The organism is Pseudomonas fontis, assembly GCF_028656955.1.
GTDB classification, from domain to species: Bacteria; Pseudomonadota; Gammaproteobacteria; order Pseudomonadales; family Pseudomonadaceae; genus Aquipseudomonas; species Aquipseudomonas fontis.
Genome location: NZ_JAMDGY010000092.1, coordinates 1 through 22,780, shown reverse-complemented (window position 1 = coordinate 22,780; position 22,780 = coordinate 1). Strand labels below are relative to the sequence as shown.

At 58.0% G+C, this 22,780-nt stretch carries 19 protein-coding genes; 11 read left to right on the top strand and 8 right to left on the bottom strand.

The window, feature by feature from the left end; translation table 11 throughout:
• The first annotated feature begins 39 nt into the window (after positions 1 to 39).
• From M5G11_RS23265 to M5G11_RS23215, 11 genes are all read left to right on the top strand, one after another.
• Positions 40 to 1,188, top strand: coding sequence for a beta propeller repeat protein (locus M5G11_RS23265; protein WP_273913997.1), 1,149 nt, complete (start codon positions 40 to 42; stop codon positions 1,186 to 1,188).
• Positions 1,185 to 3,542, top strand: a complete 2,358-nt coding sequence (locus M5G11_RS23260; RefSeq protein ID WP_273913998.1) for an efflux RND transporter permease subunit — start codon at positions 1,185 to 1,187, stop codon at positions 3,540 to 3,542. The genes M5G11_RS23265 and M5G11_RS23260 overlap by 4 nt, the downstream gene beginning before the upstream one ends.
• Before the next feature lie 306 nt (positions 3,543 to 3,848).
• Positions 3,849 to 4,607, top strand: a complete 759-nt coding sequence (locus M5G11_RS23255) for a carbonic anhydrase (protein WP_273913999.1) — start codon at positions 3,849 to 3,851, stop codon at positions 4,605 to 4,607.
• Positions 4,608 to 4,832: 225 nt separating this feature from the next.
• Positions 4,833 to 5,435, top strand: coding sequence for a hypothetical protein (locus M5G11_RS23250; protein ID WP_273914000.1), 603 nt, complete (start codon positions 4,833 to 4,835; stop codon positions 5,433 to 5,435).
• A gap of 25 nt (positions 5,436 to 5,460) precedes the next feature.
• Entirely contained in the window at positions 5,461 to 6,072 is a 612-nt protein-coding gene (locus M5G11_RS23245; RefSeq protein WP_273914001.1) for a hypothetical protein, read from the top strand.
• Between the two features lie 69 nt (positions 6,073 to 6,141).
• Positions 6,142 to 6,759: a hypothetical protein gene (locus M5G11_RS23240; RefSeq protein ID WP_273914002.1), complete on the top strand. Its 618-nt coding sequence runs from the start codon at positions 6,142 to 6,144 to the stop codon at positions 6,757 to 6,759.
• Between the two features lie 162 nt (positions 6,760 to 6,921).
• Positions 6,922 to 7,626: a fimbria/pilus chaperone family protein gene (locus tag M5G11_RS23235; protein ID WP_273914017.1), complete on the top strand. Its 705-nt coding sequence runs from the start codon at positions 6,922 to 6,924 to the stop codon at positions 7,624 to 7,626.
• A gap of 190 nt (positions 7,627 to 7,816) precedes the next feature.
• On the top strand, positions 7,817 to 10,228 hold the full coding sequence (locus M5G11_RS23230; protein WP_273914003.1) for a fimbrial biogenesis usher protein: 2,412 nt from the start codon (positions 7,817 to 7,819) through the stop codon (positions 10,226 to 10,228).
• Between the two features lie 27 nt (positions 10,229 to 10,255).
• The gene (locus M5G11_RS23225) at positions 10,256 to 10,825 is read left to right on the top strand and encodes a DUF1120 domain-containing protein (protein ID WP_273914004.1); all 570 of its coding nucleotides are present in this window, start codon (positions 10,256 to 10,258) and stop codon (positions 10,823 to 10,825) included.
• A gap of 239 nt (positions 10,826 to 11,064) precedes the next feature.
• Positions 11,065 to 11,685 (top strand): response regulator transcription factor, encoded by a 621-nt coding sequence (locus M5G11_RS23220; RefSeq protein WP_273914018.1) that lies wholly within the window; start codon positions 11,065 to 11,067, stop codon positions 11,683 to 11,685.
• Positions 11,682 to 15,233: a response regulator gene (locus tag M5G11_RS23215; RefSeq protein ID WP_273914005.1), complete on the top strand. Its 3,552-nt coding sequence runs from the start codon at positions 11,682 to 11,684 to the stop codon at positions 15,231 to 15,233. The genes M5G11_RS23220 and M5G11_RS23215 overlap by 4 nt, the downstream gene beginning before the upstream one ends.
• Positions 15,234 to 15,338: 105 nt before the next feature.
• Here the strand turns inward: M5G11_RS23215 and M5G11_RS23210 are convergent, their stop codons facing one another.
• The 8 genes from M5G11_RS23210 to M5G11_RS23175 form a co-directional block, all read right to left on the bottom strand.
• Entirely contained in the window at positions 15,339 to 15,608 is a 270-nt protein-coding gene (locus M5G11_RS23210) for a PAAR domain-containing protein (protein ID WP_273914006.1), read from the bottom strand.
• 27 nt (positions 15,609 to 15,635) lie between these two features.
• Positions 15,636 to 16,550, bottom strand: a complete 915-nt coding sequence (locus M5G11_RS23205) for a hypothetical protein (protein WP_273914007.1) — start codon at positions 16,548 to 16,550, stop codon at positions 15,636 to 15,638.
• Positions 16,551 to 16,694: 144 nt separating this feature from the next.
• A complete protein-coding gene (locus M5G11_RS23200) occupies positions 16,695 to 17,609 on the bottom strand; it encodes a hypothetical protein (RefSeq protein ID WP_273914008.1) in 915 nt (304 codons plus the stop codon).
• Positions 17,610 to 17,710: 101 nt separating this feature from the next.
• On the bottom strand, positions 17,711 to 18,628 hold the full coding sequence (locus M5G11_RS23195) for a hypothetical protein (RefSeq protein ID WP_273914009.1): 918 nt from the start codon (positions 18,626 to 18,628) through the stop codon (positions 17,711 to 17,713).
• Positions 18,629 to 18,632: 4 nt separating this feature from the next.
• Positions 18,633 to 20,531: a hypothetical protein gene (locus tag M5G11_RS23190; RefSeq protein ID WP_273914010.1), complete on the bottom strand. Its 1,899-nt coding sequence runs from the start codon at positions 20,529 to 20,531 to the stop codon at positions 18,633 to 18,635.
• The gene (locus M5G11_RS23185; RefSeq protein ID WP_273914011.1) at positions 20,521 to 21,363 is read right to left on the bottom strand and encodes a hypothetical protein; all 843 of its coding nucleotides are present in this window, start codon (positions 21,361 to 21,363) and stop codon (positions 20,521 to 20,523) included. Before M5G11_RS23185 ends, M5G11_RS23190 begins: the two co-directional genes overlap by 11 nt.
• Positions 21,363 to 21,938 (bottom strand): DUF4123 domain-containing protein, encoded by a 576-nt coding sequence (locus M5G11_RS23180; protein ID WP_273914012.1) that lies wholly within the window; start codon positions 21,936 to 21,938, stop codon positions 21,363 to 21,365. Before M5G11_RS23180 ends, M5G11_RS23185 begins: the two co-directional genes overlap by 1 nt.
• Positions 21,935 to 22,780 (bottom strand): type VI secretion system Vgr family protein (locus M5G11_RS23175; protein WP_273925385.1); only part of this gene is annotated, 846 nt, incomplete at its 5' end. The genes M5G11_RS23180 and M5G11_RS23175, both read right to left, overlap by 4 nt.

Genomic DNA, 22,780 nt, shown 5'->3' with positions numbered 1-22,780 from the left:
ACCTTGCCCCGTCCCCGATTCGTTGTGAGTACTTCCTCGATGAAAGCGCCTTCTCGTTTTACTGGCCGCCTGCTGGCGGGCCTTGGCAGCAGTGTGCTGGCCGTTGCGCTGCAGGCCGCGCCGTTGCTCGACCGCCTGCAGCGCCCCGCCAGTCCTGCCGACACCACCGAGCCGATGTTGCTCACCGATATCCAGCGCCTGGATGAACAGCTGGTGATGGTTGGTGAGAGCGGCCGCATTTTGTTGCGCAGCCCCGATGGGCACACGCAACAGGCCGCCGTGCCGGTGGACCTGCTGCTGACCGCCGTGCACTTTGTCGATACGCGCAATGGCTGGGCCGTGGGGCACGATGGCGTGGTGCTGCACAGCAGCGACGGCGGCCAGCACTGGGTGCGGCAACTTGACGGCAACACCATCAATGCACTGATGCTGGCATCGGCCAAGGCCAAGGCCAAGGCCAAGGCCACGGTGGCGCGGCTGCAAGCTGCGAGCGATGAAGCGCCGTCAGACAGTGCATTGGCCACCGCGCTGGACAACGCCCTGTTCGAACTGGACGACGCCAAGGCCGGCGCCGCAGCCGGGCCTTCGCGGCCCTTGCTGGGCGTCTGGTTCCGCAGCCCGCAAGAGGGCTGGGTGGTCGGCGCCTACGGGATGATCCTGCACACCACCGACGGTGGCGCCCGTTGGCAGTACCTCGCCGGGCTCGACAACACCGACCGCCTGCACCTCAACAGCCTGGTCGGGCTGGCTGACGGCACCCTGCTGGTGGCGGGCGAGGGCGGTCGATTGTATCGCCAGGTCGCGGGCCAGTGGCAGCCGGCGCAACAGTTGACCCAGGCGTCGCTGTATCGCTTGCAGGTGCTGCGCGATGGACGCCTGCTGGCCATGGGTTTTGGCGGTGCGTTGTTCAGCAGCAGCGATCAGGGCCAGCACTGGCAGGCCATTGCCTTGCCGGTCAAGGCCAGCCTGTTCGGGGCCACGCAACTGGCCGACGGCGGGGTGCTGCTCAGTGGTCAGGGCGGGCTGCTGCTGTACAGCGAAGACTTGCAGCACTTCGGTCAATGGTGGGGCGTCAGCAAGGCGCCGTGGATGGGCGTGGCCAGCGCCCCAGGCGGGCAGTTGACGCTGGTCGGTGGCAGCGGCGTACAGCAACTGCCGTTGGCTGAACTGAAGGAGAGCCTGCAATGAATGCGCACAACAACCTGCAACCGCAGCCGGTCGGCGTCGTGCAGCGCCTGGTCGGCTTTACCGAGCGCGCCTTGTTCCGCAACCGCCCGGCGGTGTTGCTGCTGTTTCTGATCGTCTCGCTGCTGCTGTGCTACAAGGCCCTCGACCTGCGCCCGGATGCCAGCTTTTCGCGGATGATCCCCACCAGCCACCCGTTCATCCAGAACTACCTGAAGTTCGAGGATGTGCTGCGCCCGCAGAGCAATGTCGTGCGGGTAGTGGTGGAAAACCCCAAGGGCGAGATCTTCAGCCGCGAGTTCATGGAGACCCTGCGCGAGGTCAACGACCGGGTCTTCTACATTCCTGGTGTCGACCGCGGCAACCTGAAGTCGCTGTGGACGCCCAACGCCGTGTGGAGCGAAGTGACCACCGAAGGTGTGCGCTCCGGCCGGGTGATCCCGGATGGCTATGACGGCAGTGACGCTTCGCTGGCCCAGGTACGGCAGAACATTCTGCGCGCCAACCTGCTCGGCAGCTTTGTCGCCAACGATTTGCGCTCGGCGATCATTCGCGTGCCGTTGCTGGAGAACGATCCGCAAACCGGCCAGCCACTGGACTACGGCGCCTTCACCCAGACCCTGGAGAAGCAGGTGCGCGAGCACTTCGCTGCCCAGGGCGTGCAGATCCGCGTGGTCGGCTTTGCCCAGATCATTGGCGACCTGCTGGCGGCAGCGACGGACATCGCGACATTCTTTGCCATCACCGTAGTGCTGATCAGCGTGCTGCTGTATCTGTACTGCCGCTGTTGGCGCAGTACGGCGGTCACCGTGCTGACCTGCCTGCTGACCGTGGTTGCGCAGCTGGGTTTGCTCAGCCTGCTCGGCTTTGGCCTGGACCCGTATTCGATCCTGGTGCCGTTCCTGATTTTTGCCATCGGCATCAGCCATGCGGTGCAGAACATCAACCTGATGATGAGCGAGCGGGGGCAGGGCTACACCGCGCTGGAAGCCTCGCGGCGCACTTTCCGCGCACTGTTCATCCCCGGCACCACGGCCTTGCTCGCGGATGCGGTGGGCTTCATTGCCCTGCTGGTTATCGACATCGGAGTTATCCGGCAATTGGCGATCACAGCGAGCATTGGCGTATTCGTGGCGATCTTCACCAAGATGTTCCTGCTGCCGGTATTGATGTCGTACGTCGGCGTCAGCCCGCGCGGCATGCTTCAGGAGCAGCAGCGGGCACATTCCTCGTGGCCGGTTTTCCGCCGCCTGAGCGCGGTGGTCGAGCCACGCATTGCCGTTGTGCTGGTGCTGGCGAGCCTGGTACTGCTGGGCCTCGGTTATCACGCCCGGCAGGACCTGAAGATCGGTGACCTCGATGCCGGCGCGCCGGAGTTCCGCCCGCAGGCGCGCTACAACCAGGACAACGCCTACCTGCTCAAGCACTACACCACCAGCACCGACCTTTACGTGGTGATGTTCAGCACGCCGAAGGAGCAGTGTTCGCGCTTTGCCGCAGCGGACCTGGCCAACCAGCTGGAGCGCAGCTTGCTGCAGGTGGATGGCGTCGAGTCGGTCAGCTCGCTGTACCGGACCATGCGCTTTGGCATTCTGGCGCGCAACGAAGGCAACCCGAAGTGGGCCGAGTTTTCCCGTGACCAGTACGTGATGAACAACGCACGCACGGGGGCGCCGTCAGAGCTGGTCGACCCTGATTGCAGTGTCGCGCCGATCAGCCTGTACCTGCGCGACCACAAGGCCGAGACCTTGACCCGGGTGGCCGAGGCGGTGGAACGCTTCACCCGTGAGCATGACACGGGCGATTTTCGCATTCTCCAGGCCGCAGGCAACGCCGGGATCGAGGCGGCGACCAACAGGGTCATCGAGACCTCCGAGAAGCTCATGCTGGTGCTGGTGTTCGTGGTGATTTCGCTGGTGGTGCTGTGGGAGTTCAAGTCGCTCAAGGTGACCTTCGCGCTGATGGCGCCGTTGTATTTGTCGACGGTGCTGTGCGAGGCGGTGATGGCGCAGATGGGGCTGGGGGTGAAGATTGCCACCCTGCCGGTGATTGCCCTGGGGGTGGGCATTGGCGTGGACTACGGCATCTACCTGTACAGCCGCATGGAAGGCTTCCTGCATCAGGGGCTGAGTTACCGCGCGGCGTATTTCGAAGCGCTGAAAACTACCGGGACGTCGGTGGCCTTTACCGGTGTGACGCTGGCGCTTGGCGTCGCCACCTGGACCTTCTCGGCGCTCAAGTTCCAGGCGGACATGGGGCTGTTGCTGGTGCTGTTGTTCCTCTGGAACATGGTCGGGGCCCTGGTGTTGTTGCCGGCGATTGCCTCGTTGCTGGCGGGGCGCAAATCCCGCGGGTAAATGAGGTGGTTTCAACAACGGGTCGCCTGGGCGGCCCGTTGTCGTTTTCGGGCACTGCGCAAATACCGGATAAGCCTGCATCCAGATGCAGAAAATCCTGCATCAATAATCATCTTTCGCTGCTTAGTTAAATGGGTGCCCCTCGCTAAGATGGTAGAAGTGGTGCCGCAGCTGTGTTGTACATGCACACATGGCGTTGCTCTGTATTGGAGTTAGTCCACTCTCTTGATAATCACTCGTGTACTCAGTCCTTGGCGCGCAATTTAAATGCTACGCGCTGAGGCACTACGTGTTGGAGCGCATTATATGTGTGAGCTGAAAACTGAAGTGACTGAGGTCGTGCCGCTTAGTCGTCGAATGTTCATGTGTGGGACAGGCGTGGCTGCGGCTGCTTTAGCGGTTGGCGGTATGTTGACTAGCAACCTTGCGGTCGGCGCCGAAGTAAAAGTACCGCCCAAGCCAGAGAACATATTGTCACCTGATCAAGCACTGAAGCGCTTGATGGAAGGTAATGCAAGGTATGCATCGGGGGTGATGCGTCGTCATGACTTTGCGAGTGAGCAAGAGCAACTCATTGACGGGCAGAACCCCTACGCCGCCGTGCTCAGCTGTGCCGATTCGCGTGTTGCGCCAGAGTATGCATTCGACACGGCACGCGGTGACCTGTTTGTCGCGCGGGTCGCGGGTAATCTGGTCAACGATGACATGCTGGGCAGTTTGGAGTATGCGGTCGCGGTGTTGAAAGTGCCGATGATCCTTGTGCTGGGTCACGACAAATGCGGGGCGGTCGGTGCAGCAGTGGACATTGCCACCAAGGGCGCGGTTTTCCCTGGGAAAATCCAGTCACTCGCAGCGGCGATGTTGCCAGCGGTGAACAAGGTCAAAGGCAGCGCAGTGAACTTGCTGGATGCAGCAATCGTGCAGAACGTCCGTGATGGCATGAGCCATCTGCGTGAGCAGTCGGCAATTATTGAACATGCCGAAAAAACTGCAAAGCTGAAGATCGTTGGGGGTGTTTATCGCCTGGCGACAGGCCGGGTTGAACTGCTCGGTTTAACCGGCTGAGGGGTATCAAGTTGCCGGGCACAGGCCATGTGCAACATGGACAATAATGAAGATTTGTCTGCAGGATGGCCGAGAACAGTCTGCAACTATTTCAGAAATGCTTCAACTGGATAAGAGGGACTTCTGCTTGGGCCGCTGGTTGTCCTCCGATAGAGTAATAGGCGCAGCACGTAATGTGTGTTGATATCAATCGGAGAGAACTTGATGAGGCGTACGAGTCGCGTATTGTTTGTTCCCGTTTTCCTGTGTTCTGCGGGCAGTGCATTTGCCGCAGGTAGTGCCGCATTACAAGTGACTGGGAAAATTGCACCCAGCGCATGTCATTTGTCGATTTCCAATGTGGAAGTTGATGTAGGGCATCATACGCCACACTCCGAAGGGCATTATCCGGAGGCCTCTGGTATTCCACTCACGGAACTCAGCATTTCCTGTGCTGCGCCCATGGGTGTAAAACTCCTGATGTCCAGTACTGCACCCGTGCAAGCGGCAGCCCTTACTGGCTGGAGTCAAAATGGTAGTGGTGTCAGTGCGCTCGATGTCGGCGGTGTACTGATGCTCGATGGTGAACCCGGTTTTATGGCGTACTCCAGTCAGGACGCCAACTGGAAGGACAGTCGGGTGGACGGTGTTTCATACCTCCAGCCGATGCCCTACTTGAAGAACACCTTCGTGAAAACGTCGACGGCTACGTCGGTCGCTCCGACCGCTTTCAAGAATGCGGTTATCGATATGCATATCAACCTGGGTCGGATAAATCAGAAGGTTGACTTCTCGAAAGGGGAAATCAAGTTGGACCAGACCCTGGCATTCGAGATCGAATATATGTAATGCCCGCGCGTTGGAGAGTATGAATATGCGCTTTATGAATAAGTTTATCTTCGCAGTGGTCGCTGCGGGTGGCGCCAGTAGTGCCTTCGCGGCTACCACGGCGACACTGCAGATCACCGGCAGGATCTTGCCGCCGGCCTGTGATATTTCAACAACGATGGCATCCCTTGATCTGGGGAATATCGAGCCTGATGACAATGGCAGAATTCCGGATCTCACGGCGATTTCCGCTGGAACATTAAATATTGCCTGCAGCGCCAAGACCTTTGTCAGTGTCGATGTAAAGGGCACGATGCCGGTCAAGGTCGAACCGGGCGTTCAGTACCTGGGCGGGTGGGCGCAAGGGAATACCACACTTTCAAACATGGGGGTGAGCGCCAGGGCGGTAACCTATGACGGTTATGCCGGCCGGCTGATTGCATCCGGGGCAGATGGTACGTGGTTGAAATCTACGACTATCGCGGCGGACCCCTCATGGAAATCAACCTTTGCTGCAGTCGGCTCGGTACTTCCGGTGGCCGTCAAGAATGCAAGTGTTGAGATGGAGTTGAATGTCGGGGGCTTGGACCGGCCGGATTTCTCCAAAGGTGACATTACGGCAGATCAAACCCTGGTGTTTGAAGTGAAGTATTTGTAATCGCTGCGTATTTTTTGTCGGGCCGCTGCGCTTGACCTTCTACAGTCAATTATCGAAAAGGAAATAGCTATGTTATTGAGTCGATCTTTTATTGCCGCGCTTGCCATGCTCGGCGCGGGCAGTGCGGTTGCGGCGACGACAGCCTCCATGCAGATTACCGGGAAAATTGTACCGCCTGTATGCGATGTTTCACTGACCATGCCGATTGTTGAATTGGGCAGCGTGGAACTTGATGCTTCAGGGGGCTTCAGGGATCGAAAAATCCCGTTTGGCAGCATGGGTGTTTCGTGCTCAGCGAAGACTTATGTTCGTGTCAGCGTGAAGGGGACGATGCCGGGAGAGACAGGTCAGTTGGGTGCTCAGATGCTGGGTGGGTGGTCGCAGAAGGGTGTGACGCTTTCATCGATTGCTATTAACACGCAGGGGACTGTTATCAATGGTCTTCCGGGTAAAATTGTAATGTTTGACCCTGGCATGGGGGTGCCTGGCCCGGATAATCATGTGGTGGCCATCTCCGCGGATCCAAATTATATTTCAACGTTTATGTTGATGGGCGGCAAAACGGTAGAAGCCGTTAAAACAGCCAGTTTTGATTTGGTTGGGTGGTACGGTGATTTTGTCGTGAAGGATCATTCGTCAGAGGTGACTGCTGACCAGACGCTGACGTTTGAGGTCAACTATCTGTAATAGCGTGATCTGCCGGGTTTCACTCGTGCTGGTAGGGGTGTTCGTAAAGCCCGGCCCCGCTCATCCTGCGCGTCGCTGTTGATAGGCGTTTGGTAATTGAGCGATACGTCCTGCCTGTTGAGACGAACGCTGAATTTGTTTGGCTGGAGAAATACCGTGTCTATGCATTCCACGCTCGCCCGGTGTTGCCTGGTGATTTCATTGTTTGCACCCTGGAGTCCAGTTGGGCTGGCAGCCGGCATGTTGCCTGAAACATCAGTGCTGCTGATTAACGCTGCTGATGGAGAGGGCAGTATTACGGTCACCAACTCCGAGAGCGAAGTAGCGCTGTTGCACACATCGCTGGATAACCTTGCGGAGGATACCGAGGAGTTGCTGTTCGTCACCACGCCGATTGCACGGGTGGAGCCGGGTGAAAAGCAATTGGTACGTTTTATTGTCCAATCCGATACGCCGATTACTACGCAGCGGATGAAGCGGGTGATCTTTGAAGGTATCCCGCCGGCAAAAGACGGTCGCAACGCGATCAGGATGAATGTACGGCAAAACCTGCCGGTCATTATCAATCCTGCTGGGTTGGCCTCCATGAATGACCCTTGGACTTTGCTGAAATGGAGCGTCGAGGGGGGCAGCCTTGTCGTCAGGAACGATAGCCCCTATGTCGTGCGCCTGGGTAACCAACTGCTGTTATTGCCCGCGCAGCTTTCTGTGCAGTTGCCGCGTACCTATGTATTGCCTGGTCAGGTGCACACCGTCGAGTTGCCGGTGGGTTTTAACGTAGTCGCCAACAGCAAGGTACGTCTGTTTCCAGTCAGCCTCTATGGCTTCCAGGTGGATGCCTATGATGCCCCCGTGAGCGCTCGATAACAGCCCGTCGCTCTACATTACTTAGGTTTCTTCCATGGACTCGTTGTCGCTCGTTGTGAGCGGGTGGCCTTGTGCTGTTCGATATTTGCCTGTGCGCCTTGCACACTTCCGTTTCAAGGCCGCGTTGATCACGGCCTCGCTGTTGGGCTCGGCTGTGCAGTCGGCACACAGTGCCGAGACGACTTTGGCTGTGCAGAAACAAAATCAACAGCGCAGCCACGTCACCGGCGAGCCCGTCAAGCAGACCATCTTCGATCTGAACATGCTGAAGAGCCGTGGTATTGACCCGCACGTTGCCGACTACTTCAGCCATGCTCCGCGCTTTGCCGAAGGTGTGCGCCGCGTTGCATTGCAGGTCAACGGCAACCCACGTGGCAGCGTAGATGCCCGGTTCGACAGCGAAGGACAGTTGTGCTTTACCCAGGCGTTGCTGGATCAGGCCAACTTGAAGGTTCCCGAGCCGCCATTGATACAGGATGGCTGCTACGACTTCATCGCACGCTTTGCGCAGACAGAAGTGACCCTGCGGCCGAATCGTCAGGAGGTGGCCCTGATAGTGCCCACCGATGCGTTGCGTCCTCGTACAGACAGTGTGCTCAGTTATCAACAGGGGGGCGTGGGCGGGCTGATCAACTACGACCTGCTGGGCATGAACAGTGAGTACTCGGGGAAGTCCCGGCGCTATTACTCGGCCAATACCGAGCTGGGTTTCAATGCCGGCGACTGGCTGGTACGCAGTCGCCAGATGCATTCGATTCAGGACCAGCGGCGCACTTCCCAAACCCTGTACACCTACGCGCAAAAGACCTTCGTTGAGAGTGAGTCGCTGCTACAGGTGGGTGAAATCAATATCAACAATTCGGTGTTTCCCGGTGCTGCCATTACCGGCGTGCAGGTTGTGCCGGAGCTGGCCCTGCAAAACAATTCGCGCAGCGGTACTACCGTCGAAGGCATTGCCCAGAGTCAGGCGCGGGTAGAAGTTCGCCAGGCGGGCGCATTGATCTACAGCACGCTGGTGCCGGCCGGCCCTTTCAGCTTGCCTGACATTCCACTGCTCAACGGCAATACCGACCTGGATGTACGGGTGATTGAAGCCAACGGCGAGCAGCGTGACTTCACCATTGCGGCCGCTGCACTCGCACCGTTTGCCTATACCGCCCCCGGCTATTCGTTTGCCGTAGGCAAGGTGCGCACCTTTGGCGCCAAGGATATGGAGTCGCCCACGGTAGTAACCGGTACGGGGGGATGGCTGATTACCCCCGCCAATAACCTCTCGGCGGGGCTGATGCTTGGTCAGAACAATTACCAGGCAGTAGCCTGGACACTGGGCTCGCAACTAACCCCTGACACCTCGACCACGCTGCGCAGCAGCGTCTCCAAAGCCGGCAAGGAGAACCTCAACGGAGCAGAAACCAGCCTTTCGGCGTCCACCCGGCTGACGGAAACCTTCAGTGCCAGCGCCAGTGCCACGCGGCGTACCAGCGGTTATCGCGAGTTGATGGAGAGTACCAGCGCTCACAGTGATCGCGGCCTCTACAGCGTCGGCCATGATCAGTACGCCGTGTCGCTGAGCTGGAGCGACCCGTGGTTGGGCGGCTTTTCAACCAGCTATAGCACCTCTACTACAACGAGCGGCCAGAAGTCCGAGTACCTTAGTGGCTCGTGGAACAAGCAGTTCAAACAGTTCAGTGTCAGCGCCAATATCGAAAAGAGCATGGGCCGAAGCCAGCGCTCAAGCGACGAACAACGCGTGATGAACACCGCCTCCGAGAGTAACGCCGTGTACCTCACGGTCAGCGTTCCTTTGGGGGGCGCGCGAAGTGCACGCAGCTATGCCACCAGGCGTGACGGGAGTACACGTTTTGGTGCCGGCTACACGGACAGTAGTAGCGACCTGGCAAGTTACAGCCTGTCGGCGGAGCGTGACGCTCAGGCCGAACGCAACGACTTCTCCGGCAGCGTCAGCCTGTTGCCGCGTTTTGCCAGCGTAAACCTTGGCTACTCGCAAAGTGGCAATGACAGCACCAGCTACAGTGGCCAGCTTCGCGGTGGCGTTGCCCTGCACAAGCAGGGCATCACACTGTCACCCTATGCCTTGAATGACACCTTTGCCGTGGCCTCGGTGGGTGATGTTTCCGGAATCAAGCTCAATACCCCGAGCGGCCCGGTCTGGACTGATCCCTGGGGGCGCGCGGTAGTTGCCCGGTTGCCGGCCTACCAGAAGTCCCATGTGGAAGTTGCCACCAAAAGCTTGCCGCGCAACCTCGATATACAGAATGGCTACAGGTCGGTCGCCGCCGGCCGTGGCTCTGTGCAGGCGCTCGATTTTTCGGTGACCAGGTCGCGGCGTGCACTGCTGCGAACTACCGACTCAAGTGGCACGGTATTGCCCAAGGGCGCGGCAGTGTTCAACGCGCAAGGAGAGTTCGTGACCTCGGTAGTTGATGGCGGCAGAGCCTTCATCGCCAATGAAAACCTCGAAAAGCCCTTGACCGTGCGACTGCCTGACAACAGCAGCTGTGCCCTGAACTTCAAGCTACCGAAGACGCCGGACCCGGATGTTTATTTTGAAAAAGCCGACGCACTGTGCTCACCGAATTGACCCTGAACTGAATAAGTGGACCCGCGCATGAATGCCCTGAGTAGAAACCGCCGTTACCTGGTCCGCGTGCTGTTTGTGGCGGTTCAGTTGTATGCCGGTCAAGTAGTGGCCCAGCAGTGCACCCTGCATTTGTCGGATGCCAACCTGGATCTGGGCCAGATCCCCTATCCCGATGCGCCGACAGAGCGTGTCATGGGGGCATTGGTCACGGTGGGTACTCGATTTGTGACACTGAACGCCAGTTGTCCAGAGCCCACGGTGATGAGCCTGATGCTTAAGGGTGAGCGTCAGGCAAACCAGTTCAGGTTCGCCCCGGGTGGGCAGATGACGGTGGACTTCGACAGCGCCTTGCTAGATGGGCAAGCAGTTGACCTGGCAGCGCTGAAAACACTGGATGAGCCGCTAACAGGGGTGGCCTCAAGCCTTCGGGTTGCACCTGGTGATCGGGTAGTCGCCGTCAGTGGCGGGCGACCTGCCCAGGGCAGCCACTTGTCGTTGCAGATCAGTGTGACCTCCCAGATAGCGCTCGCTGAGCTGAGTGGTCGAGACAGAACAGCGCTGGAGGGACGGCTGTTGATCGAGCTTGGGGAGAACTAACGGGCATGCCTGCGCACATCGTTAGTGTGTAATTTAATAGCAGGCTGATGACTGTAGATTTTAGATTGTGGGCGACGATTATATAAAACTGACGCGCTAGCATGATGAGCGCGGGCACTGTCATTGATAAAACTTTGCTGTAAGCGAGTGCCGCTCGACATAATTGGATGTACAAATAAGCGTGTTGTGGTAATTGAGCTGTACTACATTGCGGCTCGCGCAATGAAGCTGGGGTGGCTATGTCAAGTGTAATAATAGTTGATGACCATCCGGCGATACGGATGGCCGTAAAAATAGTATTGAAAAATAGTGGCTATGAGGTCGTCGGTGAGGCAAGTAATGGAATTGATGCGCTGCGACTGATCCGCGAGTTGGAGCCTGACCTGATGATCCTTGACATCGGCATACCTGAAATGGACGGCATGGCCGTCATTGAACGGCTGAAGGCCCAAGGCCGTAGAACCAAGACACTGGTGTTCACCTCACAGTCAGCGGCCATTTTTTCGCCGCGTTGCAGGTGGGCCGGTACCGCAGGATTTGTCTGCAAGACCGGAGACATGGGCGAATTTGTCGGAGCGCTGGCGGCGGTCAAGGCAGGCTATTCCTATTTTCCAAGCCTGCCGATTGCCAGTGTAGAGACCAGCAGCAGGGCGCAGGTTCAAGGCGCCAGCTGTTTAACGGATCGTGAAATTGACGTGTTGAGGCAACTGGCCTCCGGTGCGTCCAACAAGAATATTGCCGCGGCCATGATGCTCAGCCACAAGACCATCAGCAGTTACAAGCACCGGATCATGGCCAAACTGTCGGTTGGTTCATTTGTCGAGCTTCTGGAAGTGGCCAAACGGGATTCAATAGTGTGACGCGTACTTGTGTCAGTAGCGTGGGGTTGCTGTGCCTGTCGTTGTGTTTTGCCCTCGCCTGGGGTGACGCTGTTTTTGCCGGGGAGGCCGGTTTGCCGTATACATCCCTCCAGCTCACTGAACGCGCCTATGTCGCTCCGCTGGCAACGCTGAGCGACGATGAAACTGCAGGCTTGCGAAGTAAATCACGGCTCATCGTAGGCACCTCTGCACCCGATTATCCGCCGTTGGATATCAGTATCAATGGCGTCATGTATGACGGCGTGACGGCTGAGTATGCGGGGTTGATTGCCCGCATCCTGAATGTTGCCGTAGAGGTGCGCCAGTTTGCATCTCGCCAGCTCGCCATCCAGGCGCTCAAGCGGGGCGAAATTGACTTGCTGGGTAGCGCCAATAGTTACGAGCAGGCAGACGCGGAGCTGATACTCAGCCTTTCCTATCTTGAAGACCAGCCGGTCATATTGACGCGGGTCGGCGAACACGCCGCTGTGGACTCGAAATTGGCGGGTAAGAAGATCGCCATGTTGAACCACTACTTACCCGCAGCTGCGGTGCATGCCTTTTACCCCGGGGCAACACTTCAGCTCTACCCCTCGACAGCCAGTGCTGTCGGTGCCGTTGCATTTGCCCTGGCGAAACGCAACGAGCTGTTGAAACGGCTGGTCGACAAAGCACTGCTTGCCGTACCCGCAAACGACAGCCTGGCCATATTGCGACGTTGGGATCTGAATGGCAGCTATGTATTCGGCTCGCAGCGAGTTCAGTATTCCCAGACAGAACGTGACTGGATTAAAAACAATCCGCTTGTCACCGTGCGGGTTGATTACTTTGATCCGCCATTCTCCATGGTGCGAGAGAGTGGCGAGGTGGTCGGCGTGGTGGATGACTTGCTCAAGGTGGTCAGCGCCAAGACCGGCATCAGCTTTCGGCTGTTGCCATCGCTGCCCCAGCCTGAAAGCCAGGTTGTCGACGCATTGATTGCTCGGGAAGTCGACATTGTCGGGGCATTGAGCCCTGATCTCATGCAGGACCCGAGGGTTTCTTTTTCTCGCCCATACGTGGTCAGCTCGCTGGTCCTGGTTGCGCGTGTTGATGCTCAGGGGATCGACTCGGTCGCGTCCTTGGCAGGGAAAAAACTGGCGACGGTCAGGGGCAGCAGGGCCGCACAAGAAATAAGAAAAGAGCTGCCGAGTGTCACCGTGATCGAACTCGCCTCGGCGGCCGAGGGTTTCGAGTGGGTCCGCAAAGGCAAGGCGGATGCGCTAATAGACTCACTGGTGTCTGCGCAGTACCAGATAGCGCATGAGTTCAATGAGCTTGGGGTGGTGGCGGTGGTCGGCAATGCGCCGCAAGCGATTTCCTTCGCCACAGCGTATGACAACGATGTGCTGTACTCGATTCTCGACAAGTCTTTACTGACCACGCCTGCGCAGAAAATTGATGCGATCACTGAATTTTGGACCGATGGCCAGAAGGCCAGGGCATCATTCTGGGAGAAAAACAAAAACACCATTATTCGGTTTGGCGTGCTTGCGATGTTGCTGTTGTTTGTCTGCTTTGCCTGGGCTGCTTATTTAAGGCAGCAGATTGTGTTGAGAAAGAATGCAGAGAAGGCGCTGGGTGACCAACTCGAGTTTATGAGCAGCCTGATTGATGGGACGCCGCACCCCATTTATGTCAGGGATAAAAATGGATTGTTACTGCATTGCAACGCGTCTTACCTGGAGGCGCTCTCGGTTGGCAGGGCAGAAGTCATCGGCAAACGGCTTCTTGAAACTGAATTTACTGACCAGGCAGAGGCTGCTCGCTACCAGCAGGATTTTGAGCGTGTGCTCAAGGCGTCGATACCGGTTGTATCTGATCGACGTATTGTCCTGAGAAACAGCAGCGAGGCACGTGATATCTATCACTGGATTCTGCCATTTCACGATCTTCAGGGCGAGATCAAGGGGGTTGTCGGGGGGTGGGTAGATATTACTGCTCGCAAGGAGCTTGAAGCGCGTTTGGTGCTGGCCAAGGAGCAGGCCGATATTGCGAATAGGGCCAAAACGACGTTTCTGGCAACGATGAGCCATGAAATAAGAACGCCACTCAACGCGGTAATCGGCATGCTTGAGATGTCGTTGAAAAAAGCGGACCAGGGCCAGTTGGATCGCTTTGCGATTGAAGTGGCCTATGAGTCGGCCAACGGCCTGTTGGAATTGATTGGCAGTATCTTGGATATCGTCAGAATTGAAACCGGGCATTTGAGCCTGTCCCCTGCACGCGGCAACGTGAAGGCCATTGTTACCTCAGTGGTTCAGGTGTTTTCAGGGCTGGCGCGTCAAAAAGGTATCTTGATCAAGGCCGATATCGATACCGCCCTTGAAGGTGATGTACTTATCGATGCGATGCGTTTCAAACAGGTGGTGTCTAACCTGGTGGCCAATGCGATCAAATTTACTGAGCGGGGCGCTGTTGTTGTCAGCCTGCAACGGGTGCCAGGCAGCGATTCATCGGCGGATACCGTTAGCTTCTTATTGAGCGTTTCTGATACCGGCGTCGGCATCGCGCAGGCTGATATCAGCAAGATTCTTGCGCCGTTCATACAAGTTTCGAACGCTGAGCAGGCAAGAAAAGAAGGTGCCGGCCTTGGGCTGGCGATCTGCAAAACGCTGTGCGAGCTGATGGGCGGGGAGCTGCTCGTCACCAGTAAGCTGGGGCAAGGAACCTGTGTGAGTGTGTGCCTCACGCTACCTGTTCTAGAAAAACTTGCGCTGACGCCACCGGTTGTTGAGGGGCGCGACAGTTGCTCTCGACTTGCACTTGAGGTGTTGATTGTCGACGACCATCCAGCCAATTTGCTATTGCTCAATCGGCAATTGGCGTATCTCGGTTGCAACGTGCTCCAGGCCAACAGTGCCGTGGAAGCATTGACGCTGTGGAAGGCCCATCCGATCGATGTGTTGATCACCGATTGCAATATGCCCGAGATGAATGGCTACGCGCTTGTAAAAGCCATTCGCGCATTGGAGCAATGCCAGCAGCGTCAAGCATGCGACGTGCTTGGCTATACCGCGAACGCGCAAGCCGATGAGCGCGAACGGTGTATGTCGGCGGGGATGAATGACTGTTTGTTCAAACCAGCCAGGCTGGTTGATCTGAGTGAAAAACTGGGGGCTGTCAAAGGGCGGCTTTCTCGTCGTATTGATGACCTTGCACACACCGCTGGGGTTGGTTTACAGGCTGACCCGTACCTGTTGCTTGAAGGGTGCACCAGGGGGGACTTGCTGACCGAGTTGGTTATGGAGAATGAGAGGGACATTTCCGATTTGCATGCGCAGTTGGGCAACAATCGCGAAGTGTTGGCCTGCATTGCCCATAAAATCAAAGGCGGTGTGAGGCTGGTGAAGGCAACTACGGTGATAGAAAGCTGTGAGGCGCTTGAGCGCGTGTGCGCATCGGAATGTACCCAGGATGCTTTGAGGTCGGCAATCGCGGTGGTGGAGGAGAAGGTGCTGGAATTGAATGAGCAACTGATTGCACTGGCAAGTGCGGGCAAACGTTAGTGGTTGGATGTGTCATCGCTGAAGGATTGGATCGGCGCGCATGGCTATTTTGCCGATCGCGCCCGCCGTGGTGGCAAACGGCGTGCGGGCGGCTCGCTGTGGTTCTCAGGCTTTGGCGAATGCTCGGGTGCAGGTGGACGATACCTCGCAGCCGCAAGCCAGTTGTGCTGGTTCGAGTGCCATGGGGTGACCGTTGAACGTGGCCGAACTGTCGCCGCTGGAGACCAGGGGGAAGGTGCCCAGGTGGGTGGGGCACTGGGCTTTGTCGCCGAGCAGGCATTGCGGCTTGCCATTCACCGGGAAGCCGCTGGCTTCGATCATGCTGCCGCCGCCGGTGTGTGGGTCGCCTAGGCGGATGGCGCCTTTTCTGGGCATGGGAATCTCCTGAGGTAGGTGGTTGAATCAACCGGCGGTCAGGCCGGGTGGAACGGCGTGGGGGTCACGTTGGTAGGCGGTCATGAGAAAGCGCTGCAGCAATTCATCGCGCTCGGTGAGCGTGCCGGGGCGGCAGGTGAGGGCGGCGTAGGGGGATTGCATCAGGGGGTGGTCAATCAAGGGTGGATTGGGTAGGCCGATCAGGTCGCGCAGGCGCAAGATGGCCAGGATTTCTGTGGGATAGACTGCTTCAAATTCCGAGCCGAACTCAAACAGCCCGGAATTGACTTCACGCTCGGTCAGGGCGATCCGCTCTATATGGGTGTCACAGGCATTGAGCAGTATTGGCAGGAGCTTTTCAGGGTCAGGTTCACGCCAGTGGGCGACCAGTTGCCCCCAGGCGGGATCGCGTGGAAGGGCGTGTTTATCTAGATCAAGTGGCGTTTCCAGCCAGTCTCCAATGATGGATAAACCAAATGCCGCGTAGCGCAGAGTAGTGCCGATGGGCAAATCATGGCCGTCGCCGATGCCATAGCCACCTTCAATACCTGAGAAGACGGCTTGATGGAAAGGTTTGACCAGATGGGGTTGCCCGGTGGCGATGGCGCCCAGCATCAACTGGGTTACCCCATCCAGATCACATACGTGTCTACGACTGCGGTGCTTCAGGTTTTCAATACATATCGCCTTGGCAGATAACATACGAGCGAACCCACAGGCTATTTGCTGAGTTGCTTGCGAACGTTGGCTGACCGCAGTGCGTAGGCTGTTTTTGATCTCTCGCATGCCTAAACTAAATAAGTCATTACAAGCTAGTTCAATATTTTCTGTGAGTGACAGATAGTTTTCGAATCTTTTTGTGTTCAAGAGGGGACGTTCGGTTGCCCAGTCCTGAATGTCAGAAAGGCTTTTGTCGAGCCTGGTTTTTATGGTTTTTTTCATGGTGTTTGGTTCCGGTTGTGAATCGGGATGCCAGTGCCAACTAATATGCGAATTTGCTGAGCGTCGGATTTGCCATGGAGGCTTCCTGTAAGCGCACATATGTGTGCCTTTGCAAAGGGCGAGTAGTCTATTGCTTACTCTCTATCAGCCGGCTGTCAGGCTTGGTGGTACGCATTGCGGATCCCGTTGGTAGGCGGTTTCGAGAAAGCGGTTCAGCAATTCATCGCGCTCGGTGATCATGCCGGGGCGGCAGGTGAGGGCGGCGTAGGGAGACTGCATCAGGGGGTGACCAATCCAGGGCGGATTGGGTAGGCCGATCAGGTCGCGCAAACGCAGGATGGCTAGTATTTCCGTGGGATAAACAGCTTGGAATACTGAGCCGAACTCAAAGAGGCCTGTATTGAGTTCGCTGTCTTTCAAGGCGATGCGTTCTACATGGGTGTCGCAGGCATTGAGCAATATCGGTAGTAGTTTTACAGGGTCAGGCTCACGCCAGTAGGCGACTAGCTGTCCCCAGGCGGGGTCGCGCGGTAGTGCGTGTTTATCCAGGTCAAGTGGTTTGCCCAGCCAGTCGCCAATAATGGTTAGGCCAAATGCCGCGTAGCGTAGGGTAGTACCGATGGGCAAGTCATGGCCGTCGCTAATGCCATAACCACCCTCAATCCCGGAGAAGACGGCTTGGTGAAAGGGTTTGACCAGATGGGGCTGGCCGGTAGCGATGGCACCCAGCATAAGTTCGGTGGCGTCATCAAGGTTACTAACAGCTGTGGTGTTTTCTCCTTTCAAAACTTCAATATTTATAGCATCCGACACTAACATTCTGGCGACACCATGTGCCATATGTTTGGTCGACAGGAACTTGTGTGCTGTGGCCGTATTAAGGCTGGTTTTTATTTCGCGCATTCCTAACCTGAAAAGGTCATTGGCTGCAAGCGCTATGAAACCTTGATTAGACATGTACTCATCGAATCTTTTTGGCGTGCGAGGATGCTCATCGCGCGCCCAGTCTTGAACGCTTGATAGACTCTTTAGTAGTCGACTGTTTTTGATGTTTTTCAAATATTATCACCTCAGTAGGCACGCTTCAGTTCTTCAGGGCTGAGGGCGGCAAACACATATCTCACCGCAATTGGCACTTGCGCGATCAACCGAGTGCCAAGTCAACCGGCGGTCAGGCCTGGTGGAACGGCTTGGAAGTCTCGTTGGTAGGCGGTCATTAGAAAACGCTGTAGCAATTCATCGCGCTCGGTGAGCATGCCGGGCCGGCAGGTCAGGGCGGCATAGGGAGATTGCATCAGGGGATGGTCAATCCAGGTTGGGTTGGGTAGGCCGATCAGGTCGCGCAAGCGCAGGATGGCCAGGATCTCTGTGGGATAGACAGCCTTGAATACGGAGTTAAACTCAAATTCGGTTGTGTTCACTTCACGAGAGTTCAATGCGCTGCGCTCAACGTGGGTATCGCAGGCGTTGATCAATACAGGGAGTAAATTGTCCAGAGCGGGCTCATTCCAGTAGGCGACAAGTTGCCCCCAGGCAGGGTCCCGTGGAAGTGCATGCTTGTCCAAGTCCAAGGGACGCTCTAGCCAGCGGCTGATAATCGTGAGTCCAAAAGCCGCATATCTAAGGGTGGTGCCGATGGGGAGGTCGCGGCCGTCCCTGATGCCATACCCCTCTTGCATCGCAGTGAGGACTGTATCGTAAAAAGGTTTGACCAGACTTGGTCGCCCAGTGGCAATAGCACCTAACATGAGGTGGGTTGCATCATCGAGATTGCCAACCGAAAAGCGCTTTGAATTTTTCAATATTGCGATAGATATCGCTTCTGCGACAATTAGGCGGGCGAACCCAGAGGATAGATGTTGAGTTGCTGGTGTTCGTTGGGCCATCTGTGAAAGCGCCAAACTACGTTTTACCTCGGTCATGCCAAGAGTAAACAGATCATTACAGGCTAAGCCAACCTCCCCTTGATTGGCCAGATACTCATTGAGGTTTTCTGTTTGCTGGGGAAAATCGTCGGATGACCAGTCTTTAACTTTTCTCAATCTATTCTCAAGTCGAGCCTTAAGTGTTGATTTCATTGTGTTATCTCCAGTGGTTTAGTTGAATTCCAGTGCCATTGCCAGTGAGTCGATTCAGGTTTCCAAGAGGATCGAAAAAAACCTGCGCATGCACGAATTCAATTCTTCCGGCGCTCATTGATTTGTTGATGGTGCTGATTTTTTTATCCATATCTCTGTCAACGGCCAGCATGTTTTTTCGACTCCAACCTTGAGCACCACTTCTCGTCAAATTCAAAACTCTTTCCAGATTCTTTTCGCCCCCTCCCGATTGAGTAGCCAACAACCCCGGCGTCCTGCTCTTCCCCAACGTCGCCTTCACCTCAATCACCAACAACGTCTCCTCCTCAAACCGCATCACCTCCAGCGGTGCCAGGCCTTTCACCCCATCGATGTGATCGCGCATCGTGGCGGTCGGCGCATTGCGCAGGGTCAACGAGGGCGGCGGCGGTACAAGGACCAGCATGTCGATACCGTGATCGCTCCGGTTCTTCAGGCCGTAGCGGCTGGCCACGGCTGGGTCGGTACTGAGCCCCAGCACCTTGCCCGGTGATACCTTCCAGTGCTCAAGCAACCCCGCCACCAGCGCTTCCTCCCCTGCATCGCCGACCACGCTGGCCAGGCGTCCGCCCATGCGCTGCGGGGCGGTGGCCAGGGCAATCTGGCTCACCAGCCGCTGGCGCAGACTCCTGGCCATGAAGGCAAAATCAGCCTTGCCCGCCGCCACCTCAAGGGTAATCAGGCTGGCGTTGGTTTCGACCGAGTGCAGCTCGGAGATCCGCACCGGTGGCTCACCCCGCACCGGGGCCTTGTCGATGCGGGTTTCCAGCGCCGACACCTCGCCGGTTTCGCGCCGGCCAATGCGCTTCAGTTCCTCGGCACTGAGTGCGGCGTTGTCGAATTTGATCGTCGCGACCGCGTCACGCCGGAACCGGTGCATCAACCAGCGTGCACCACCCCAGGCCGCTGGCAGCAGCAGGGCCAGGTTGATCGCCATGAACACCTGCTTGCCGCGTGCTTCGGCGGTGCTCGGGTTGGCCAGCCGGGCCAGCTCGACAAAGAACCCTTCACCGAGGCTCAAGCCTTCACCGGTGATCATCCGGCTGCTGCCATCGACCATGGCGTCGGCCGCCAACGCGCCTTCCAGGGCGGCAAACACATACCGCACCCCTGCCGGGGCCCGGGCAATCAGGCTGATGCCACGCACCACCGGTATGAAGGCCAGCGCCCCCACCACCGCTTGGGCGCCACCGAGCACACCTTCCCAGAACCGGGCCGTGGCCTTGGCCTGATCGAAGTGCTGCGCCAGTTGCTGCGCCGCCAATTCAACCGGGAACAGACCCCTGGGCTTGTGCCAGGTGAAAGGCAGGCTGATGCCATGGCTGCCATCCGCTTGGGTGAACTCGCGGCGCGGCGCCTCCTCCCAGTGGGCCGTGGTGAAGGTGGCGTAGTAGAGCTGGTGATCGGTAAAGAAGAAGTTGCGTTCCAGGCTGAAGCCCGAGCCATCACCCAGGCGCCGGCCCAGGTTGTCGAGCACGGCCGGGGGCAACTCATCGGCGGCAATCTCCTCGTCCAGGCAGGTGAGGGCCAGTTGCTGAACCGCCAGAAAGGCGAACAGTTCAGCGAGGTAGGCATCGCCGTGGACCTCGCCCAAGCGAAGAAGCACCCGTTCGAGGAAGGTCTGGCGGGCGTTCTTTTCCTTGTCGCGGATCCACGGGTTCTGGGTGAACCAGGAGAAGTTGGCACCCGTGCGTGAGGCGATACCCAGCAGGTCATCGCCTTCGTGCGGGCCGTCTGCGGCGCTGATGGAAAACAGTGAGCCGGGAATGGTGCAGTGTTTACATACGCTGCCTTGGGATGGCAGGCCGCCTTGAGGATCTTGAGACAACGTTGCGTAGCGGGTCGACGCGGCTTCATTGGCCATGGGAACTTCCTGTCAGTGCGCGCGTGTGCGCATCCAGAAATGCCTGCAATACATAAGGGCGTTCGCTGAGGGAGGGGTCCTGTGTTGCACAGGCGTGCAATGCGCCCAGCAGCGGATTGACGTAGAAGAAGCGGCCGAAGGTGATCGCCAGCAGAATGTGCTCAAGCAGCAACATCCTGGGCAGCGCCGCAAGGTTCAGCAGGTCATCCGATGGCTGTGGAAGACGCTTTGCGTAATAGCGGTAGGCCTGCTCCTGAGCACCGTCGAGGACCTGGTGTGGAGGGACGGGAAGCTTGTGCCGACGACAGCCGTCCGCCTCGTACCTCAGGTAGAGAGCCTTGGCACTGCCGGGCTCCAGGCCGCGATGGGTCATCATGCGCAGCAGCGCCGACCACAAGCTTTCCTCCGTGAGCGAGTCGCTGCGGGCCAGCAGCAAGGTCGCGCTGATCCCGTGCATCAGCGGTTGTGCCTGCTCGTGCTGCTGGCGCAGTTGAATGGCGCGTTGCAGGGTCAGGTCCAGACGCGTGTCAAAGGCCAACCCGGTGGCATGGAATGCCGCCCGAAGCGTGCTGCACGCCGGGTCGTCGGCCCAGCCAACACCGGCCAGAAAGCTGATCAGGATGTGCACGCTGAAGGCGTGCCCCTCGCTGCAATCGGCCCGGTCAGCAATGCTCGCCGCACCGTTGACGAAGTCTGCGACATGCGCCGGGGTAGTCGGCACCTTGGGCAAGGCCCAGCCGAGGGTGTCGCACAGGTAGCGCGTCAGCTTGCGTTCTACCTCTCGGCGCGAGGCAAGGGCCATGGCCTGAAGATCGATGACTGGAAGTGGCATCAGCAGCCCTCCCCAAGTTCGATGTCTCGCCAGATCAGGCAGCCATCGCGCTCGGCGTTGCCCAGCGCTTGCTCGAACAACGGTTGGGCCTGGCGTGCCAGGCCGATGCGGCTGTCGAGGAAGTACAAGGCGTCGATGCCACCCAGATCAAAGAACCGCGCCAGCCGGCCCGGCTCGTAGGCGAGGGAGCCGACATAGCGCTCAAGTGCTGACGGGTCGCCGAGGCGAAGCCAGTAGCGGCTCTCGGCGTCCTGGAACTTGCTGAAGCGGCGCAGGTGTCGCCAGAGGTCATCGAAGGCAAGCCGGCTGCTGAGCACCGTCAGCGGCAAGGTCGCCCGGATGCTTCCCAGCCAGTCATCCAGCGTGCTGTCTGGCGCCAGGGTGAATAGCAGCGGTGCATGTTTCTCAAGCGCGCTTTGGCCCTCCAGACGCCAGAGTGAACGGTGCGGGGTGTCATGAAACTCCAGCCGAGCCCGCAACGCCTCATGTGCAGAGCCCTCAGCCAGAAGGAATACCTCGCGCTCTTCCACGCGCGGTATCAGGCCTGCGGTCATCAGTTGCTGGTGCAGGCTCATGCCTTGCCCTCCTTGGCGAACGGGCATTCTTCGATCAGGGGTGAACCTTCGCGGATGGCGGCGTCGATTGCCTCGACCTGGTCCTCGGAGGGCGCGACGATTACCACGTTGCCCTTGAGCATGATGTCGGGTGCCTCGAGGGTGATGCCGGCAGTGTCCATGACGATCTTGCCGTTCGGGCCCCGGATGAGGATGCGCTCGGTGCCCTGGAGCACGTACTCGCGGGTGAGCGTGCGTTGCGCCGTTTTGGCTTCGATGGACTGCACGCCTTCGATGACCAGGGTCTGGTGCTCACCGATTTTCAGGCTGTGGCTTGAAGCGATGACGGCCTCAAGTGAGTTGCCCACGTTGAGGACCTGATTGCGCTCAACGGTGGTGAATGCATCCTGCTGGATATGTTCGCGACGATCGCGCCCGGTCGTGACCGAGTCATCCTGGCCAAGCGTGGTGCTGCGGTCGCGTCCGACGGCAATACGCTGGTCGTTGCCAACCGTGTGGGTGTCGTCGTGGTTGACCTTGATGTTCTGGTCCTTCTGCGCATGGATGAACACCTCCTCATGCCCCAGCTCATCCTCAAAGCGCAGCTCATTGAAGCCCACACCTTTGTGGGTCTGGCTTTTGAGGGTCATGCGGGTTCTGTGTTTGGGTAACTCATAAGGCGGGGGCTGAGTCGCGCAATAAGTGCGCCCCGTGATGATCGGTAAATCGGGGTCCGAATTTTCGTAGTTGACGATGACTTCCTGACCGATTCGGGGTATCGCCATGGAGCCCCAGTTGCCCCCCGCCCAGCCCTGGGATACCCGCACCCAGCAAGAGCTGAACTCGTTGCTTTGGCTCTCGCG

Coding starts and splice junctions, on each gene's coding strand:
- M5G11_RS23260 (WP_273913998.1), top strand. CDS start 1,185: ATGAATGCGCACAACAACCTGCAACCGCAGCCGGTCGGCGTCGTGCAG.
- M5G11_RS23245 (WP_273914001.1), top strand. CDS start 5,461: ATGCGCTTTATGAATAAGTTTATCTTCGCAGTGGTCGCTGCGGGTGGC.
- M5G11_RS23210 (WP_273914006.1), bottom strand. CDS start 15,608: ATGCCCAGAAAAGGCGCCATCCGCCTAGGCGACCCACACACCGGCGGC.
- M5G11_RS23240 (WP_273914002.1), top strand. CDS start 6,142: ATGTTATTGAGTCGATCTTTTATTGCCGCGCTTGCCATGCTCGGCGCG.
- M5G11_RS23190 (WP_273914010.1), bottom strand. CDS start 20,531: ATGGCCAATGAAGCCGCGTCGACCCGCTACGCAACGTTGTCTCAAGAT.
- M5G11_RS23235 (WP_273914017.1), top strand. CDS start 6,922: ATGCATTCCACGCTCGCCCGGTGTTGCCTGGTGATTTCATTGTTTGCA.
- M5G11_RS23255 (WP_273913999.1), top strand. CDS start 3,849: ATGTGTGAGCTGAAAACTGAAGTGACTGAGGTCGTGCCGCTTAGTCGT.
- M5G11_RS23205 (WP_273914007.1), bottom strand. CDS start 16,550: ATGAAAAAAACCATAAAAACCAGGCTCGACAAAAGCCTTTCTGACATT.
- M5G11_RS23225 (WP_273914004.1), top strand. CDS start 10,256: ATGAATGCCCTGAGTAGAAACCGCCGTTACCTGGTCCGCGTGCTGTTT.
- M5G11_RS23180 (WP_273914012.1), bottom strand. CDS start 21,938: ATGAGCCTGCACCAGCAACTGATGACCGCAGGCCTGATACCGCGCGTG.
- M5G11_RS23195 (WP_273914009.1), bottom strand. CDS start 18,628: ATGAAATCAACACTTAAGGCTCGACTTGAGAATAGATTGAGAAAAGTT.
- M5G11_RS23265 (WP_273913997.1), top strand. CDS start 40: ATGAAAGCGCCTTCTCGTTTTACTGGCCGCCTGCTGGCGGGCCTTGGC.
- M5G11_RS23220 (WP_273914018.1), top strand. CDS start 11,065: ATGTCAAGTGTAATAATAGTTGATGACCATCCGGCGATACGGATGGCC.
- M5G11_RS23185 (WP_273914011.1), bottom strand. CDS start 21,363: ATGCCACTTCCAGTCATCGATCTTCAGGCCATGGCCCTTGCCTCGCGC.